General features: G+C 68.7%; 14 protein-coding genes. 10 read left to right on the top strand and 4 right to left on the bottom strand.

Annotated elements, in window-relative coordinates; all coding sequences use genetic code 11:
- Positions 1–181 precede the first annotated feature (181 nt).
- Positions 182–1,861, bottom strand: a complete 1,680-nt coding sequence (locus tag ACFYWQ_RS19630; RefSeq protein ID WP_389518079.1) for a class I adenylate-forming enzyme family protein — start codon at positions 1,859–1,861, stop codon at positions 182–184.
- A gap of 113 nt (positions 1,862–1,974) precedes the next feature.
- Here ACFYWQ_RS19630 and ACFYWQ_RS19625 point away from each other — a divergent pair, with 113 nt between their 5' ends.
- From ACFYWQ_RS19625 to ACFYWQ_RS19595, 7 genes are all read left to right on the top strand, one after another.
- Positions 1,975–3,390 carry an amidase gene (locus ACFYWQ_RS19625; RefSeq protein ID WP_389518078.1) on the top strand — a complete coding sequence of 472 codons (1,416 nt, stop codon included), beginning with the start codon at positions 1,975–1,977 and terminating at the stop codon, positions 3,388–3,390.
- A 267-nt stretch (positions 3,391–3,657) separates the two neighbouring features.
- Complete coding sequence (locus ACFYWQ_RS19620; protein WP_389518077.1) at positions 3,658–5,235, top strand: ABC transporter substrate-binding protein; 1,578 nt, start codon at positions 3,658–3,660, stop codon at positions 5,233–5,235.
- Positions 5,222–6,172, top strand: coding sequence for an ABC transporter permease (locus ACFYWQ_RS19615; RefSeq protein ID WP_389518076.1), 951 nt, complete (start codon positions 5,222–5,224; stop codon positions 6,170–6,172). Before ACFYWQ_RS19620 ends, ACFYWQ_RS19615 begins: the two co-directional genes overlap by 14 nt.
- Entirely contained in the window at positions 6,169–7,026 is an 858-nt protein-coding gene (locus ACFYWQ_RS19610) for an ABC transporter permease (RefSeq protein WP_389518075.1), read from the top strand. Before ACFYWQ_RS19615 ends, ACFYWQ_RS19610 begins: the two co-directional genes overlap by 4 nt.
- Positions 7,027–7,037: 11 nt before the next feature.
- A complete protein-coding gene (locus tag ACFYWQ_RS19605) occupies positions 7,038–8,015 on the top strand; it encodes an ABC transporter ATP-binding protein (protein ID WP_389518074.1) in 978 nt (325 codons plus the stop codon).
- Positions 8,012–8,800 (top strand): ABC transporter ATP-binding protein, encoded by a 789-nt coding sequence (locus ACFYWQ_RS19600; protein WP_389518073.1) that lies wholly within the window; start codon positions 8,012–8,014, stop codon positions 8,798–8,800. Before ACFYWQ_RS19605 ends, ACFYWQ_RS19600 begins: the two co-directional genes overlap by 4 nt.
- A 109-nt stretch (positions 8,801–8,909) precedes the next feature.
- Positions 8,910–10,502, top strand: coding sequence for a class I adenylate-forming enzyme family protein (locus ACFYWQ_RS19595; RefSeq protein WP_389518072.1), 1,593 nt, complete (start codon positions 8,910–8,912; stop codon positions 10,500–10,502).
- A gap of 123 nt (positions 10,503–10,625) precedes the next feature.
- On the opposite strand, the gene ACFYWQ_RS19590 is transcribed toward ACFYWQ_RS19595, so the two are convergent.
- Positions 10,626–11,192: a transposase gene (locus ACFYWQ_RS19590; protein WP_389518331.1), complete on the bottom strand. Its 567-nt coding sequence runs from the start codon at positions 11,190–11,192 to the stop codon at positions 10,626–10,628.
- Positions 11,108–11,671, bottom strand: a complete 564-nt coding sequence (locus tag ACFYWQ_RS19585) for a winged helix-turn-helix domain-containing protein (RefSeq protein ID WP_389518071.1) — start codon at positions 11,669–11,671, stop codon at positions 11,108–11,110. The genes ACFYWQ_RS19590 and ACFYWQ_RS19585 overlap by 85 nt, the downstream gene beginning before the upstream one ends.
- A gap of 151 nt (positions 11,672–11,822) precedes the next feature.
- Between ACFYWQ_RS19585 and ACFYWQ_RS19580 the strand changes: the two genes are divergently transcribed.
- A complete protein-coding gene (locus tag ACFYWQ_RS19580; RefSeq protein ID WP_389518070.1) occupies positions 11,823–12,410 on the top strand; it encodes a TetR/AcrR family transcriptional regulator in 588 nt (195 codons plus the stop codon).
- Between the two features lie 54 nt (positions 12,411–12,464).
- Here ACFYWQ_RS19580 and ACFYWQ_RS19575 read toward each other — a convergent pair whose 3' ends face one another.
- Positions 12,465–13,277: a CocE/NonD family hydrolase gene (locus tag ACFYWQ_RS19575; RefSeq protein ID WP_389518069.1), complete on the bottom strand. Its 813-nt coding sequence runs from the start codon at positions 13,275–13,277 to the stop codon at positions 12,465–12,467.
- A gap of 357 nt (positions 13,278–13,634) precedes the next feature.
- Between ACFYWQ_RS19575 and ACFYWQ_RS19570 the strand changes: the two genes are divergently transcribed.
- Together ACFYWQ_RS19570 and ACFYWQ_RS19565 are read left to right on the top strand one after the other, a co-directional pair.
- Entirely contained in the window at positions 13,635–15,050 is a 1,416-nt protein-coding gene (locus ACFYWQ_RS19570; RefSeq protein WP_389518068.1) for an amidase, read from the top strand.
- A gap of 118 nt (positions 15,051–15,168) precedes the next feature.
- The gene (locus ACFYWQ_RS19565) at positions 15,169–16,806 is read left to right on the top strand and encodes an amidase (protein ID WP_389518067.1); all 1,638 of its coding nucleotides are present in this window, start codon (positions 15,169–15,171) and stop codon (positions 16,804–16,806) included.
- Positions 16,807–16,861: the final 55 nt, after the last annotated feature.

The raw sequence follows: 16,861 nt of genomic DNA, 5'->3' as shown, positions 1-16,861 counted from the left end.
GCCCCGCCCGCCCGCCGCGCCCGGGCCCCCCCGGGGGGGGGGGCCCCCCGGGCGCCCCCCCCCCCCGGGGGGCCCCCCCCCGCCACAGTCATGAACCGAACCCTCCGAGCACCGCACGTCCAGGTCACAGGTGCCTCGGTGCGAGGAGCCGAATCGCTCCTCGCACCGGGACATGGGGCCGTCACCGGGCTTGGGTTCCCTGACTGAAGCGGTCCCAGGCGGTGTCGGTCGTGTGCCGGCCGTCCACCATGAGTTCCTTCTTCGGAATGCGCTGCGTCGGGGTCCGCGGGAACGGCTCGGCGCGGTGCTCGACGTAACGGGGCACCTTCTGGCGCGTCAGTCGCTCCGCGCAGAACGCGACGAGGTCGGCGGGGTCGAACTCCGCACCGGGGACCAGTTCGACATACGCCTTGATCTCCTCGCCCATGACCTGGTCCTCGACGGGGACCACGGCGGCGTCCAGCACGGCGGGGTGTCTGCGGAGGACCCCCTCGACCTCGGCCGGAGCGATGTTGATGCCGCTGCGGCGGATGAGTTCCTTGCGGCGCCCCTCGAAATAGAAGACCCCTCGGGCGTCGCGGCGCATGAGGTCACCCGTCCGGAGCCAGCCGTCGTGGAGGACCTCGGCCGTCGCCTCCGGATTGCCGAGGTAGCCCTCGAACACGATCTCTCCGGACAGTTCCAGCTCACCCGTCCCCGGGCCCACGACCACCTGACCCTCCAGGTCGACGAGCCGCGCCAGCACGTCGGGGAGCGGTATGCCCAGCGCCCCGGTACCGACGAACTCCGCGGCGACGTGCGCGGGCATGCTGATGGCGGGGCCGGACTCGGAGGAGCCGTAGGTCTCGCTCCACGGAAAGCCGAAGCGGCGCTCCAGCTCGGCGTGGCGGTCACGCGGGATGGCGAGCGCCGTGGCGTGCCGGATCCTGTGGTCGCGGTCGGCCGGGCCTTCGGGCCGCCCGAGCAGCAGGTTCGGCACGGAGCCGATGGTCAGGATCTCTGTGGCGCCGGACGCGCGGGCGACGTCCCAGAAGCGGGAGGCGCTGAACTTCCGCATCAGGACGAGGGAGTCGCCGGAGCACATGGCCGCGAACAAGTACGTCAGCGGATCTCCGTAGTGGAGCTGGAGCGGCATCAGCATGCGCATCGGTTCCGCGGCGGCTCTGCGGCGCCGCAGGTGCACGTCCATGTAGCGGAGTGTCTCGACGTGGCGGCCGCCCAGGGCCTTGGGCAGGCCCGTGGTCCCCGAGGTGTAGCCGATGTCGACCATGTCGTCGAGGGAAGCCTCGACGTCGGCCAGGCGCAGCGGTGCGACCCCGGTGAGCAGGTGGTCGAAGCCGGACGGCTCCGGGTCCCGGGCCTTGATAACGGTCCGCAGCGATGCGACGGCACCGATCAGTCCGCGCATGACAGCGTCGGAGCTGTCCTCGGTGACAGCCAGCACACAACCGGCATCCTCGACGGCGTACCGGGCGTCGTGGGGTCCGATCTCGGGCGAGACGGATACGACGACACCGCGGTTGGCCAGCACGGCAAGGAAGGCGATGACGTACTCGGCTCGGTTGCCCAGCGCGATCGCGACTCGGTCGCCCGGCCTGAGCAGCGTCGACAGATGGCCCGCCAGACGCTCGGCGTGCTCACGGAGCTGGTTGGCGGTGAAGGCGGCCCCGTCGTCGAACAGCAGCACCTGCTGCTCGCCGAACCGGTCGATACCACGGCTCAGGATCTGCAACAGCGGCTTCCGCGGGCAGCCCTCCCAGGTCCCGGGCAAGTCCTCGGGCCAGGTGACGGGCGCCGCATCGGCAGTGGCCTCGTCGTTCCGCAGCCGCGCGACGGGGCCGACGGGGTCGGTGGCGGACATGGTGTACCTCCAGAACACGGTGAGGGTGCGCTGCAGAGTACATGACTTATTGCTTGCGTTACATAACGCAAGCAACACATACTCGATGCGTCGCAACTCACCCAGGAGATCGCATGTCTGATGAACTGATCTGGAAGAGCGCCGCCGAACTGGGCGAGCTCTACCGGAGTCGCGAGGTGTCGCCCGTCGAGGTGGTAGAGGCCGTCATCGACCGGATGGAGCACGTCCAGCCGGTCCTGAACATCATGGTCACCAAGACGGCCGAACAGGCGCGCGTCGACGCCAAGGCGGCGGAGCGGCGGTTCGCCTCCGGCGACGACCTGCCCCTGCTCTACGGCATACCGGTGACGGTCAAGGACCTGGCCGAGACCGCCGGCGTGCGCACCACGTACGGATGCACGGCGTTCGCCGAGTACGTCCCCGACTTCGACAACATCGGCTGGGCGCGGCTCAAGGCCCACGGCGCGATCCTCCTGGGGAAGACCACCACGCCGGAGTTCGGCCTCCTGGGCGTGGCGCAGAGCAAGCTGACCGGTGCGACCAGCACCCCGTGGCGCCCCGGCTACGACGCGGGCGGCTCCTCGGCGGGCGCCGCTGCCGCGGTGGTCGCGGGCGTCGGGCCGATCGCATGGGGCTCCGACGGCGGCGGTTCGATCCGGGTGCCGTCCTCGCTCTGCGGCGCGGTGGGCATCAAGCCGTCCATCGGACGGGTCCCGTACATCGACTGCGACGACGGCGACTCCACGGACGGGCCGATCGCCCGCACCGTCCTCGACGCGGCCATCGCCCTGGAGGCGACCAACGGGCACGACCCGCGCGACCGCTTCTCCGTGCAGAAGGACACGCGCAACTACATCGAGGCGGCCAGGGCGGCCGGCGACCTCAGCGGGGTCCGCGTCGCCGCCTGCTATCACCTGGGGCAGAACATTCTGGACCCCGACGTGCGCCGCCTGTTCGGCGCCGCACTGGACGACATGCGCGCGGCGGGCGCCGTGGTCGAGGAGGTGGAGATAGACCTCCCCGACACCGAGGAGTACTTCGCCCACATCAACGGCCACTCCTACCAGCAGTACGCCGAGGAGCTGGAGGGCAAGGGCGTGGAGCTGTGGCCCGTCGTCAAGCAACTCGCGCGTCGTGCAACCGAGGTGACGGCCCGTCAGGTGAATGACGCCAACCACGCGGGCAAGACCACGATCTACAACGCCTTCCGAGCGGCGATGGCCGGCGCGGACGTCATGGTGACGCCGACCACGGCGGTGCCGGCCTTTCCACACAGCAGCACACACGGTCCGTCGGCGGTCGTCGACGGCCACCACGTCGAGGCCCTCGGTCACCTCTGCCACATGACGACGGAGCCGCCGAGCCATGCCGGGCTGCCGGCGATCAGCGTTCCGGGCGGATTCACCCCGGCGGGCCTGCCGATCGGGCTGCAGTTCATCGGCCCCTTGTGGGGGGATGCCGATCTCATCTCAGTGGCCGCCCGCTACGAGCGGGCGACGGACTGGCACAAGCGCCACCCCGTGCTCTAGATCGCGCCATCTCCGGCCGGACGGTCCGGGGACCGGCACGTCGGCGGGCTGGACCGGCGGCACTGGTTCGGCCCGCCCGCCTTAACCGGATTGAAACACGTCGTGACCATTGCCGTCGTATTGGGCTTGTTATATCTTCCGCGTTACACGTACGAGACGTGGGTCACATCAGCCGGTGCAGCGCACGTCGTGCACGAAGGAGATGGCATGAAGCGGGTCCGCCCATCGCGGTGGCTGACAATGGTCGCCACCGCACTCGCCGGCACAATGCTGGTCTCATGCAGTGGTAACGGCGGCAAGGATGCGCAGGTCGACGCCACGAAGCTGGTCTCGAAGCTGCCGGCGGGCAAAGGCTCCGTCAACACCGTCAAGTGGAACGTCAACGGCGAGCCCGACACGCTGGATCCCCGCAACGCCGTGAACTACGGCAACGGGCAGATCGTGCGCAACATGTGCGAGGGCCTGCTCAAGACGGACGAGAAGTTCAACGTGACAGACAACCTCGCCTCTTCGTACAAGCAGGTGTCCCCGACAGAGCTGAAGCTCACCATCCGGGACGGAGTGAAGTTCTGGGACGGCAAGGCGCTCACCGCTGAAGACGTCGCGTACAGCCTGAAGCGTTCGGCGGCCGAGGACTCCGTGGTCAGCTTCGGGTTCATTTTCGTCAAGGCCATCAAGGTCACCGGCTCCATGGAGGTCACCGTGACCTTCTCCCGGCCCGACGCCAACTTCGTGAGCAGCCTGTCGTCGCTGGCCGGGGTCGTCATCGAGAAGGACTGGGCCGAGAAGGCCGGCGACAAGGTCGGGACACCCACCGGCGGCCTCATGTGTACGGGGCCCTACAAGTTCGGTTCCTGGCGCTCCGGGAGCGGCATCACCATCGAGCGTAACGACGCGTACTGGAACACCGCCCTGAAGCCGCAGGTGAAGCGGGTCGACTTCTCGTTCATCTCCGATGACACCGCCCTGGCGCAGGCGCTCAACGCCGGCGAGATGGACGGCTCCTACGAACTGCCGCCTTCGACGATCGCCAAGCTCAGCAAGTCGACGTCCGGTCGGGTGGTGTTCGGTCCCTCGACACAGAGCACGGCCCTCTCCGTCGCCAACCCGGGCACGCAGCTGGCGGACGCGAACCTCCGTGAGGCACTGCAGCTGGCCATCGACCGCGAGGCCCTCGCCAAGGTCGTCTTCAGCGGCGCCGCGACCCCGAACTACACCGAACTCACCCCGGCCACCTGGCCCAATGCCGAGAAAAAACTTTACCAGCCCGCCTATGACAAGTGGACCAAGGCGCGGTCGTACGACCCGGAAGCGGCCAAGAAGCTGGTGAAGAAGTCGGACTACGACGGAAGCACCCTGGTTCTGGCGATCATGGCAGGTGACCAGACCGCCTCGCGCGTGGCCCAGTTGGTGCAGCAGGAAGCCAAGGCCATCGGGGTCACGATAAAGATCCAGTCCATGCAGGCGCTCGTCTACGACCAGGCAAGCTACGACGCCAGCAAGCGCAAGGGCATCGACCTCATGTACAGCTCCAACTTCAACTCCCGCCAGGAGCCCCTGGAACCGCTGGGCTTCGACCTGCTGCCGGACCAGGCCTACAACTACACCCACTACGACAACCCGAAGGTGACCGAGCTCCTCAACGACGCCCGGTCCTCGTTCGACCCGAAGGAGCAGGCGGAGATGATCCTCAAGGCGCAGGCGATCTACGAGACCGAGAACGCCACCATCAGCCTCGTGTCGAACAACACCGCCACCTTCCTCAACAACCGCCTGACCGGAGCGATCACTTCCTTCGCCTACTGGTCGATGCCGCAGATGGGCTACCTTGGTGCTGCGAAGTAATCTGCCGCGACGGATCGCCGCAACGGTCTCCGGTGCCGTTGCCACCGTCCTCGTCGCATCGTTCGTGATCTTCGCCGGCCTGACCACCGCACCGGGAGACCCGGTCGCGCAGATCCTGGGCGCCAAGGCCACCGACCAGGCACGCGCGAACATGCGTGCGAAGCTCGGTCTGGACGACCCGCTGCTGGAGCGCTACTGGCACTGGCTGACCGGAGCGCTCCGGGGCGACCTGGGCACCTCGCTCACCACCCGCCAGGACGTCTCCAGCCTCATCGAACCCCGGCTGCTGACGACGTTCCTCCTGGTCGTCCTGGCATCCGTACTCATCGTCACCATCGGTATCTCGCTCGGCGTCCTCGGCGGCGTGAGCGAGCGCGGCCGCGGTGTCGTCGCGACGCTGGTGGGCCTGGGGATCGCGGTGCCGGGCTTCGTCGCCGCGAACGTCCTCGTCGGCATCTTTGCGGTGAAGCTGGGATGGTTCCCCACCTTCGGCAGCGGAGACGGGCTGGGCGACAGCATCTGGCACCTGACCCTGCCCTCGATCGCCCTCTCCATCGGCTACGGCGCCTACGTCACCCAGCTCACGTCGGCGGCCGTCGCGGAGGAGGCCGAGAAGGAGTACGTCACCACGGCCCACGGGCGCGGTGTCCCGTCCCGGGTGATCCTGCGCCACCACACCCTGCGCAATGCCGCCCTGCCCGTCCTGACCGCGTCGGGGCTCTCCGTCGCCGGGCTCGTCGCGGGAACGGTCGTCGTGGAGCAGATCTTCGCCGTGGACGGCATCGGCGCTCTGCTGATCCGGAGCATCACCAGCAAGGACTACCCCGTCGTCACCGCCGTGAGCATGATCATCGTGGTCGCGTTCGTCGTCGCGACGACGGTGATCGACCTGGTCCAGGTAGCCCTGGACCCGCGTGAGAGGGCAAAGGCCGCATGACGATGACCTGGGAGGAGACGGTCCAGGCCTCGCGCCGCAAACTCGGCTCGCTCGGTCAGCCGGCACTGGTGGCGTCAGCCGTCCTGGCCGGACTGATCGCGGTGCTCGCCGTGATCGGCCCGTGGATCGCGCCGCACGACGCGGACGCGACCGACGTCCTGTCGGCGAGCCAGGGACCGAGCGGCGCGCACTGGTTCGGCACGGACTCGCTCGGGCGGGACATTCTGTCGCGTGCGCTGACCGGCGCCCGGCTGAGCCTGACGGCTCCCGCTCTGATCGTGGTGATCAGCTCGGTGCTCGGCACCGGGCTGGCGATCTTCAGCGCGTGGCACGGCGGCTGGGTCGACCGGATGGTGAACCGCTGCCTCAATGTCATGTTCTCGGTGCCGGGCATCCTGGTGGCCGTCCTGGCCTCGGCCGTGTTCGGCGCCGGGTTCTGGGCGCCCGTCATCGCTCTGGGTATCGTGTACATGCCGTACATGGCCCGGGTCGTGCGCAGTGTCGCCATCCGCGAGCGCCAGCGTGCCTACGTCGAGAGCCTCCAGCTGGCCGGAATGTCGTCCTGGCGGATCTGCGTCCGCCATCTGGCGCCGAACGTCCTGCCGATCGTGGTCGCCCAGGCCACCTACGGCCTGGGAGCCGCTCTGGCGGACTTCGCGGCCGTGTCGTTCCTCGGCCTGGGCATCCAGCCGCCGGCCTCGGAATGGGGTGTCATGGTCTCCGACGGCAGGTCGGAACTCCTCAACGGGGAGTTCCAGCAGACCTTCGTGGCCGGCACGTTCATCGTCGTGACGGTGATCGTCTTCAACGTGCTGGGCGCCCAGCTTTCCACCCGATCCGGAGGGCGTCGATGAGCCCGCACTCGTTGCTCACTGTCGAAGACCTGGACATCACGGTGAAACACCGCGGCTCCAAGCGCCCGCTGGTACGCGATGTAAATCTCTCGGTGGGCGCCGCGGAGTCGGTGGGCCTGGTCGGGGAATCCGGCTCGGGCAAGTCGCTGACGATCAAGGCGGCCATGCGTCTGCTGCCCCGCAACGCCTCGGCCGGCGGATCGATATCGTTCGACGGCCACGACGTGAACGGGCTGGGACGACGGGACCTGGCCCGGTACCGGTCCCGCGACGTCGCGCTCATCCACCAGGACCCTCGCGCGCACATCAACCCCAGTCGCACGATCGCCCAGTTCATCACCGAGGGAGTGGTGCACACGGGCCTGATGAGCGAGGAGACCGCCCTGGAACAAGCCTGCGCCCTGATGCGCGACGTCGGGATCGCCGACGCGGAGAAGCGGCTGAAGCAGTACCCGCACCAGCTCTCCGGCGGTCTGCTCCAGCGCATCATGATCGTGGCCACGATGCTGCCGTCACCACGCCTGATCTTCGCCGACGAGCCGACCACGGCGCTGGACGTCACCGTCCAGTCCGACGTGATGGCGATCCTCATGGAACAGATCCGGGATCACCACATGGCGATGCTGTTCGTGACGCACGACCTGGACCTGGCCGCGGCGGTCACGGACCGGCTCGCCGTGATGTACGCCGGAACCGTCGTGGAGACGGGCGACTCCGAGGACATCTGCTCGCGCCCGCTGCACCCCTACACCGCCGCGCTGCTCAGGTCCCGGCCCTCGACCACCGAAGTCCGGCGGCTGACCGCCATTCCGGGACGGCCGCTCGCGGCCTACGAGGTCACCAACGGCTGCTCCTTCGCGTCCCGATGTCCGTTCGCGAAGGACCAGTGCCGCAACGAAGTACCGCAGCGCCGGCTGATGGAAGGCAGGACCGTCACATGTCACCGAGCCGAGGAGATCACGGGGCCGCTGCGGGAGCAGGTGTCGTGACCGTCGCCGCCCAGCGGAAGCCGGCTCTCGAAGTCACGGGGCTCTGCAAGACGTTCCACAGCCGCACCGACGGCGAGCGCGCGGCGCTGATCGACGTGTCCTTCTCCATCGAACCGGGCTCGTGCCTCGCGGTGGTGGGGGAATCCGGCTCCGGGAAGACCACGGCGGCCCGCATCGTCGCCGGCCTCGAGACAGCCACCGCCGGCGAGATCCGGCTCCCGGACCAGGCCAAGGCCAAGACCCGACGCGGCGTCCAGATGGTGTTCCAGGACCCCTACGGCTCGCTCGACCCGCGCCAGGCGATCGGCTCCGGGCTGCACGAGCTGCTCCGCATCCACGGTCTGCGCAGCAGGTCCGAGCGCCGGGATCGTGTCACCGAGCTGCTGGAGTCGGTGGGCCTCGACGAACGCCACGCCGCTCAGTACCCGGACTCGCTCTCCGGCGGACAACGCCAGCGTGTCGCCATCGCTCGCGCGCTGGCACTCGATCCGGCCCTGCTGATTCTCGACGAGGCCGTGTCGGCACTCGACGTGAGCGTCCAGGCGCAGGTCCTCAACCTGCTCGCCGACATCCGCGAGACCTCCGACATCAGTTACATGTTCGTGTCGCACGACCTCGGTGTGGTCCGGCAAGTGAGCGAGACCTGCGTCGTCCTCGAACACGGACGCGTCGTCGAGACGGGCCGCACCGCGGACGTCCTGGACGCACCGAAGCAGCCCTACACCCAGGCGCTCGTCGACGCGGTCCCACGCCCCGGCTGGCGCCCGAAGCGCAGAACGGCCTGACCCCGCCGCGCCGCCGGACTGCCGGGCATCCGAGACCGGCTGTCCGGCGCCGGGCGTTCACCACGCGCAGATAATATTCGTTCTGTTACATAACTATGGAGATATCTCCGTGAGTACTTTCCTCCCTGTTGAACTCACCCCCCTGCACAAGTCGTTGCGCGGCAAGTCGATGCCCGAAGCGCTCGACACGGCCGCTGCCACCTGGCCCGACGAGCTGGCGTTCCACGAGATCGAGGGTCTGCAGAGGTCCCTCAGCTGGGCCGAGTTCCGGTCGGCCGTGACGGGCCTGCGCTCAGGTCTGGAGGCTGCGGGGGTGTCACCGGGCGACAAGGTGGGCGTCCTGATCACCAATCGCATCGAGTTCCCTGTCACCTGGTTCGCCGTGGTGGAAGCCGGGGCCGCGATCGTGCCGCTCAATCCGAAGTACACCAGCAAGGAGATCGACTTCGTCCTGGGCGACGCGGGTGCAACCTGGCTGGTCGGCGAGGGCACGCTGGTCGAGGCCCACGTGGTGGACGGCAGGGTCGGACCGGTCGACCTGAGCAGGGTCGTCCTCGTAGACGCCGAGAACCCGGCCGCCCTGAGCTACACGGACCTCCTGGCCAGTGCGGCCACGGACCGGCGGACGGACATCGACCCGCTGGAGGTCACCAACATCCAGTTCACCTCGGGCACCACGGGACTCCCGAAGGGGTGCCTGCTCACCCACGAGTACTGGATGGAACTGGGCATCTTCGGATCCCTGCTGGACATCTCGTCGCGCCGGCTCCTCGCGGACCACCCCTTCTACTACATGCAGAACCAGGCATATCTGATGCTCGCCATCTTCAAGGGCGGGACGCTGTACATCACGCCCGGCCTGAGTCGCCGCAAGTTCATGAGCTGGCTCCACGACTTCCAGATCGACTTCGCCTGGATCGACGAGGACATGCTGGAGTTCCCCGAGGATCCCCGGGACGGCAAGCTGGCCATGAAGCGCGCACCGGTCGCGGGCATGCCGGGCTGGGCCTACGAACCGCTGCTCCAGCGCTTCGGCATTCGCGGCCGGGAGTGCTACGCCAGCACCGAACTCGGCAACGGGACCGCCGTCCCCTACGACCGCGATGACCTGGCCGGGAACGGAAGCATGGGATTCTGCTTCCCCAACCGCGAGTCGAAGGTGGTGGACGAGAACTTCGACGAGGTTCCGGCCGGCACCGCGGGCGAACTGTGCATGCGCGGGCCCGGCATCATGCTGGGCTACCACAACCGGCCCGAGGCCAACGCCGAGCTGTTCCTGGAAGGCGGCTGGTTCCGCACCGGGGACATCGTGGTCAAGGAAGCCGACGGCCAGCACTTCTACAAGGGCCGGGTCCGGGACATGATCCGCCGCAGCGGCGAGAACATCTCCGCGGCCGAGGTGGAAGCCCAGATCGCGACGCTCGACGGGGTCTGGGAAGTCGCCGCCGTTCCGGTCCCCGACCCCGCCCGCGACGAAGAAGTCAAGATCATCGTAGTGCGGGAGCCCGGCTCCCGCCTCTCCGCGGAGGACATCGTCACATGGGCCCGTCAGGGCCTCGCATCGTTCAAGGTGCCCCGCTACGTGGAGTTCCGCGACGAACTCCCGTACACCCCGAGCGGCAAGATCCACAAAGCCGCGCTGAAGGAGGAGCCCGAGCCGCTGCACGGCGGCGTCGTCGACACCAAGGGCCTGACAGGGTGAGATCGGCGGGTGCACGACGCACGCGGACTCGTTGCACCCGCCCCTCGAACGGCTCATCAGGCACGACCCCACCCGATGGACGGCGACGCCACTGGGCCACCCCTCTATACTGACTTCGGCTTGTCAGGGTGAGGCTGGATCGTCGAGGGTCAGGCCGGTTCCGGCTATGAAGCCGTCGAGGGTGTCTGGCCGGTACTGAAGGCGCTTGAGTCGGTTGCGGACGAGGGCTTCAAGTCGGTCCAGGGCGACGACGGCGAGGTTGGCCAGGCTGCGTTTGACGTGCGCCCACACCCACTCCACGGGGTTGAGGTCGGGCGAGTAGGCGGGCAGCAGGAACACCGTCAGCCATGCACGCTCGGCAATCAGCTCCCGCATGGCGTGGGAGATGTGGGTGTTCAGCCGGTCCCACACCAGCACGACCGGCGCCTTGACGAGCTGGTGGACGCCGTCGACCAGCGCGATGAAGTCACGCTCGCCCATACTGCGGCGCCCGCCCCTGCCCGCTGGGTGAGTGCGCAGGCGGTGGCACAGCCGGGTGCGGAAGCCGGGCCGCATGGCGATCAGCCCGGCCACGGACAGCCGTCCCGAGCGTCGCCCGCTGACGGTCACGACCGGGGTCTGTCCACGCCGGCCCCAGGTACGTCCCCTGGGCGGTCTGCGGGTGAAGCCGGCTTCGTCCTCGAAGCAGATGTAGCCTCCGCAGGCCGCCCGGGCTCTTTTACCTCCGCCCAGGTCGCCTCCTTCCACGCCTGGACGGCCCTCTCGTCGCGTTCGGCCACCCGCCGCGCGGGAACCTGCGGGCTGAAGCCGAGCCGGTGCATCAGCCGCGTGGCACCCGAGACGCTGTAGGAGAGGTGGAACTTCCTGCCGATCAGCGTGGCCACCCTCGCCGCCGTCCACACCTGGTCCTCCACCCATCCGTGCGCAGCCGGCCCCTGCTCCAGATACCCGGCGAGCTTTTCCAGACAGCGCGGGGACAGACGGCACCGCGATCCGCTCGGGCCACGGGAGGCCAGAGCCTGCACGCCGCCGTCCCGCCACAGCTGGTGCCACTGGTAGGCCGACTTCAGGCTCACCCGCAGGCGCCGTGCCACCTCCGGCGGCTTGATCTTCTGCTCGAACAGCTCGGCCGCCTGCATCCGCACCGATTCCCGGCGCCGACGTCCCACAGCAGTCAGCCCGCCCCCATCCGCATATCTCACACACCACGGGATACAGGCACCGCTCCAGGCCCTTCAGGGACTTCGCGAAGATTCACCCTGACGAGCCGAAGTCAGTAATATGTGCACCGTTGTATAACGGTTCTCAAGGGGAGGTGCGGTGCCGATCTTCGTCGATCACGAAGAGCGTCGTGAACAGATCATCACGGCAGCGACGCGGGTATTGAGTGAGCTGGGATTCGCAAAGTTCACGCTGCGTGCGGTGGGAACACGCCTGGGTGGCTCCGTCACCTTGGTCACGCACTACTTCCCGAGCCGTGACGCTCTGCTCGACGCGATGCTGGAGCGAACGCTGTCGGAGGCTCGCAGCAAGCAGGACGAACTCATGGCGATCTCCGACCCTCATGAGAGGCTGCGCGCCACGATCGAGTATTTCCTGCCTCTCGATGAGGAGACGATGACCATCGAGCGCGCGCGGGTGGCGCTCGCGAGTCATCGTGAGGTCGAGCCCTCGGTCGCGGACCACATGGAGCAGATCGACCCCGGGATGAGGGCACTGGTCCGGGTCGCTCTCGCGGAGTTCATCCCCAGTGACGAACTCGAAGAGACCGTCGACCTGATCCGCTTGTGGACCGCGGGTGTGGTACTCACGGCCATCGAGCACCCGGACGCCTGGACCCGGGATCGGCAGCTGGCTGCCATGGAGCGGTTCATGAAGCTGATGAACCTGCCGAGCCTGGCAACCTGAGGCCGTGGGCGGCACCGAACGAGGACTGCGGCCAGGGCGGAGCGACTCGGCTGTTCAGCTGCCCTGTCCCAGTCGTCCGCCGCGGACGGAGATGCGTAGCAGCGACGGCCGGTCACGGTCCGAGTGGAGGGTCTGCCGTACCGGGGCGGTGGCTCCAGGGCTCCAGAGGTCATCGTCCGTTCCCGGGTGGACGGCGCAGAGCGGGAAGCAGGAGGTGCTGACCGCGAGCCGTAGCGAGTGGCCGGCCCGCAGGAGGTAGGCCGTGTCGCCCATGTCGACCACAGCCCGGACCTGGCAGGACCGGGTGTGCGCGACCTCGGCGCCCTCGACGATCAGGCGGGTCCGGCCTGAGGGGTACACGTCGAGAAGGCGCGCGATCACGTGCGTGGTGCCGGTCGTCGCCTCGACCTGGAGTTCCGCCTGGATGTGCCCGACGGTCTCGACGGACGCCTCCTGCGTCTCCGATGTGAACGTGGCGACATCCGCACGGTCGGGCAAGACGGTCTCGTCGGGCAGGTCGGCGCACTGCCCCCATGCGGAGGTGATGAGCCAGGGAACCGGGTCCGTCGGATCGTGGGTCCACGACACCGAGGCGGATCCGAAGGTGGCCCCCTGTGCCAGTGTCCCTCCGTGGCACGAGCCGGTCGCCTGATCGAGCCGGCCCAGCCGGAGCAGGACCTCCGCCGTGTCGCCGGGCGCCCAGCGGCCGGCCACCCGCCAACCGGAGTTGGCCACCTCGTAGCGCACACGAGGAGCGCGCCAGACCCCGCCCCGATCAATGGTCGAATCGGCGCGCGGGTCGGCCTGCGCCGGCCTGCCGGCCTGCGACCAGACGGCACCCGTGGACTCCCTGAGGGTGAATCCCATGCCGATCGACTCCGATCTCCGCTACCCAGAGCGCGTTGGCGTGGGCGGGAGGACCGGCGGATCCGTCTGCGGTGGACGGCCGGCAGGTCCCTCATTTGACGAAAGAACCGTCATATAACAGACGTTGCACGATCTTGGCCCACACATGAAGCGCCGTCAAGACGGGAGCGGCGAGTCCACCAGTCCCGCGCCGAAGGGATGCGGAAGATCACGCCCCAGGCTTTCGCGCGCCCGGAAACGATCTCGGGTGCACGAGCTCCCCCGTATCGCGCACCCGCCCTTCGCTCCCCCTTGACGTAACCGATCCCAGGGCGTTTGTATAGCGAACGCTTCATAAAAGCCTGGAGGGGAGTACTCGTGTCCGATGATCTGATCTGGCTCAGCGCCCATGAGCTCGGTCGTCAGTACCGCAGCAAGGAGCTGTCTCCCGTCGAGGTGGTCGAAGCCGCGCTGGAACGCACGGAGCAGGTGGACGACCGCTTGAACGCCATGGTCACCGTCACCGCCGGCGAGGCTCACAAGCAAGCCCGGGAGGCGGAACAGCGCTTCGCCGCCGGTGACGACCTTCCCCCGCTGTACGGCGTTCCGATCACGGTGAAGGACCTCACCGACACAGCTGGTGTGCGCACCACCTACGGCTGCGTCGCCTACGCCGAGCACGTGCCCGACGAGGACGCCATCACCTGGTCCCGGCTGAAGGAGGCCGGGGTGATCCTGCTGGGCAAGACCACCACCCCGGAATTCGGCCTTCTGGGCGTCACCGAGAGCAAGCTGACCGGAACCACGGGCACCCCCTGGGATCCCTCTCGCGCGGCCGGCGGCTCCAGTGGCGGTGCCGCCGCATCCACCGTCGCAGGAATCGCCCCGATCGCCTGGGGCTCCGACGGCGGAGGCTCGATCCGAGTCCCCGCGTCCCTGTGCGGGGCGGTCGGCATCAAGCCCTCGACCGGCCGCATACCTCTGCGGGACAACATCGAGCCGGACAGCACGGAGGGCCCGCTGGCCCGCCGTGTCGTGGATGCCGCCCTCCTCCTCGACGTCACCGTGGGACCCCATCCGCTCGACCGCTTCTCCCTCCCGGCCACCGGCGAACACTACGCAGAGGCGGCCCTGGCCGAGGGGGACCTCAGCGGTCTCCGCATCGCGGCCGACCAGGGGCGCCAGCACGGACCGGTGGACAAAGAGACGCAGCGCGTGTTCACCGCCGCCCTGGAGCAGCTGAGGGCCGCCGGGGCCGTCGTGGAAGAGCTCCAGGTCGACCTCCCGGACCCGCTGGAGTTCTTCGTCGCCTACTGGGGCCCCGAGTACATCAACTACGTCGGTGAGATGCTTGAGAACGGCCTCGATGTGTGGCCGCTGATGGCCGAGGTCGCCGAGCGGGCGGCGGCTCTGTCCCCCGCTGAGGTCGGCCGAGCGGCACGGGACACGAAGACCGAGATCTACCTGGCCTACGCCCAGGTGTTCAGCCGCTTCGACCTGCTGGTCACCCCCACCACCCCGTTCCCTGCCTTTCCCCATGCGGGGGACACCGGCGGCCCCGCCACGGTCAACGGGGAGCCGCTCGAACTGCCCGGGGGTCATCTGCACCGGCTGACCGAGAGCCCCAGCCACGCGGGCCTGCCGGCCATCTCTGTGCCCTGCGGCTTCACGCCTGCGGGCCTGCCCGTCGGCCTCCAGTTCATCGGACCCCGGCACGCGGACGCGGCCGTCGTCTCCGCCGCCGCCCGCTACGAGAGGTCCACCGACTGGTGGACCAGGCACCCTTCCCTCTGACCCTACTGGTGGCCAGAGGCCGTCGGCCCCTCACCGGGTCCGGCGGCCTTCCCCCCGCACCCCTCCGCCGCACCGGGTTGGCCACTTACTTCCGCCGGGCGCCGTAAAGGACGAGAACATGACGGACACCGTTCGCTCCGACCTCTCTACACAAGATGGCTCACACGCCACCGAGGCCGCGGTGCCGGCCACGATCACGAGTCCCTTCGCGCACTCCGCTGTCAGCTCTCCGACCCCGGCTGGTGGCCAAGGCGGCCCCCGCGACGTCCGGCGCCCGGACGATCTGTCCCGCATCCCGTACTGGAACGCCGCCGAGCTGTCCCTCGCCATCCGCCGCCGCGTCGTGTCCTGCGAGGAGGTGATGCGGGCCCATCTGGACCACATCGCCGCCGTCAATCCCAAGGTCAACGCCATCGTCGCGCTGCGCCCCCGCTCCGAACTCCTCGCCGAGGCACGGGAGAAGGACCGCCTGCTGTCGCTGGGCGTCCACCTGGGCTGGATGCACGGCTTCCCGCACGCGGTCAAGGACCTCGCCGACGTCGCGGGCCTGCCCACCACTCACGGCCTCCTCCCCCTCGACCGTGCCCCACGGCCCGACACCGACTCCCTCTTCGTCGCGCGTCTGCGGGCCGCGGGCGCCATCTTCATAGGCAAGACCAACACCCCGGAACTCGGCCTGGGCTCCCACACCTACAACAACGTCCACGGAGCCACCGGCAACGCCTACGACCCCACCAGGACCGCCGGCGGCAGCAGCGGTGGCGCCGCCGTCGCGGTCGCCCTGCGCATGGTGCCCGTAGCCGACGGCAGCGACTTCATGGGGTCACTGCGCAACCCGCCCGGCTGGAACAACGTCTTCGGCCTGCGCCCCTCGTACGGACGCGTCCCCTCGTCCGGCGGCGACGTGTTCCTCGCCCAAGGCGGAGTCAACGGTCCCATAGCCCGTACCGCCCTCGACCTCGCCCTGCTGCTGCGCACCATGTCCGGATACGACAGTCAGGCGCCCTTGTCCCTCACCGAGGACCCCGCGCGGCTGACCGACCTGACCGCCAGCCAGCACGGCAAGCGGGTCGCCTGGCTCGGAGACCTGGGCGGCTACCTCCCCATGGAGAAGGCCGTCATGGACATCACCGGTGACGCCCTCGAACACTTCATCCACCTCGGCATGCGCGTCACACTGGTCGAGGGGCTGCCCGCCGCGGGCACGTTCCGCGGCAACGAGGACCTGTGGCCGACCTGGCTGACCTACCGCCACCTGCAGGCAGGAATGGGTGTCAAGTCCGTCATCGAGGCCGGCTTGGGCGATCTATTGAAGCCCGAGGCTCTCTACGAGTACGAGGGTCTCGCCACCGGCACCGACGGCAACGGCCCGATCAGCGGCATCGACGTCGGCACGAACTCGTTGAAGCGCAGCGATCTGTACAGAGCCTTCCACGCCCTGTTCGAGGAGTACGACTACGTCGTCCTCCCCACGGCACAGGTCATGCCGTTCGAGGTAGGCCTCGACTGGCCCAAAAGCATCAACGGTGTACGGATGTCCTCTTACCACCGCTGGATGGAAGTCTCCACGACCGCCACCCTGCTCGGCGCACCGACCCTGGCCATACCTGCCGGGTTCGATGACGCGGGCCTGCCCATCGGACTCCAGGTCATCGCCCGCAATCACGACGACTTCTCCCTCATGTGCCTCGCCCGCGCGTGGGAACAGCAGACCGACTTCGTCGGTGGGATGCTGCCTGGGCTGCTCACGGCTTGACCCCAGGCCACCGGACGCTGGGTCCGGACGGGTCGCGATTGGCGCCGCCTGCTTC

The organism is Streptomyces sp. NPDC003247 (assembly GCF_042888135.1).
Taxonomy (GTDB): domain Bacteria; phylum Actinomycetota; class Actinomycetes; order Streptomycetales; family Streptomycetaceae; genus Streptomyces.
The sequence above is the reverse complement of the archived record's forward strand: the minus strand, read 5'-3'. Positions and strand labels throughout refer to the sequence as shown.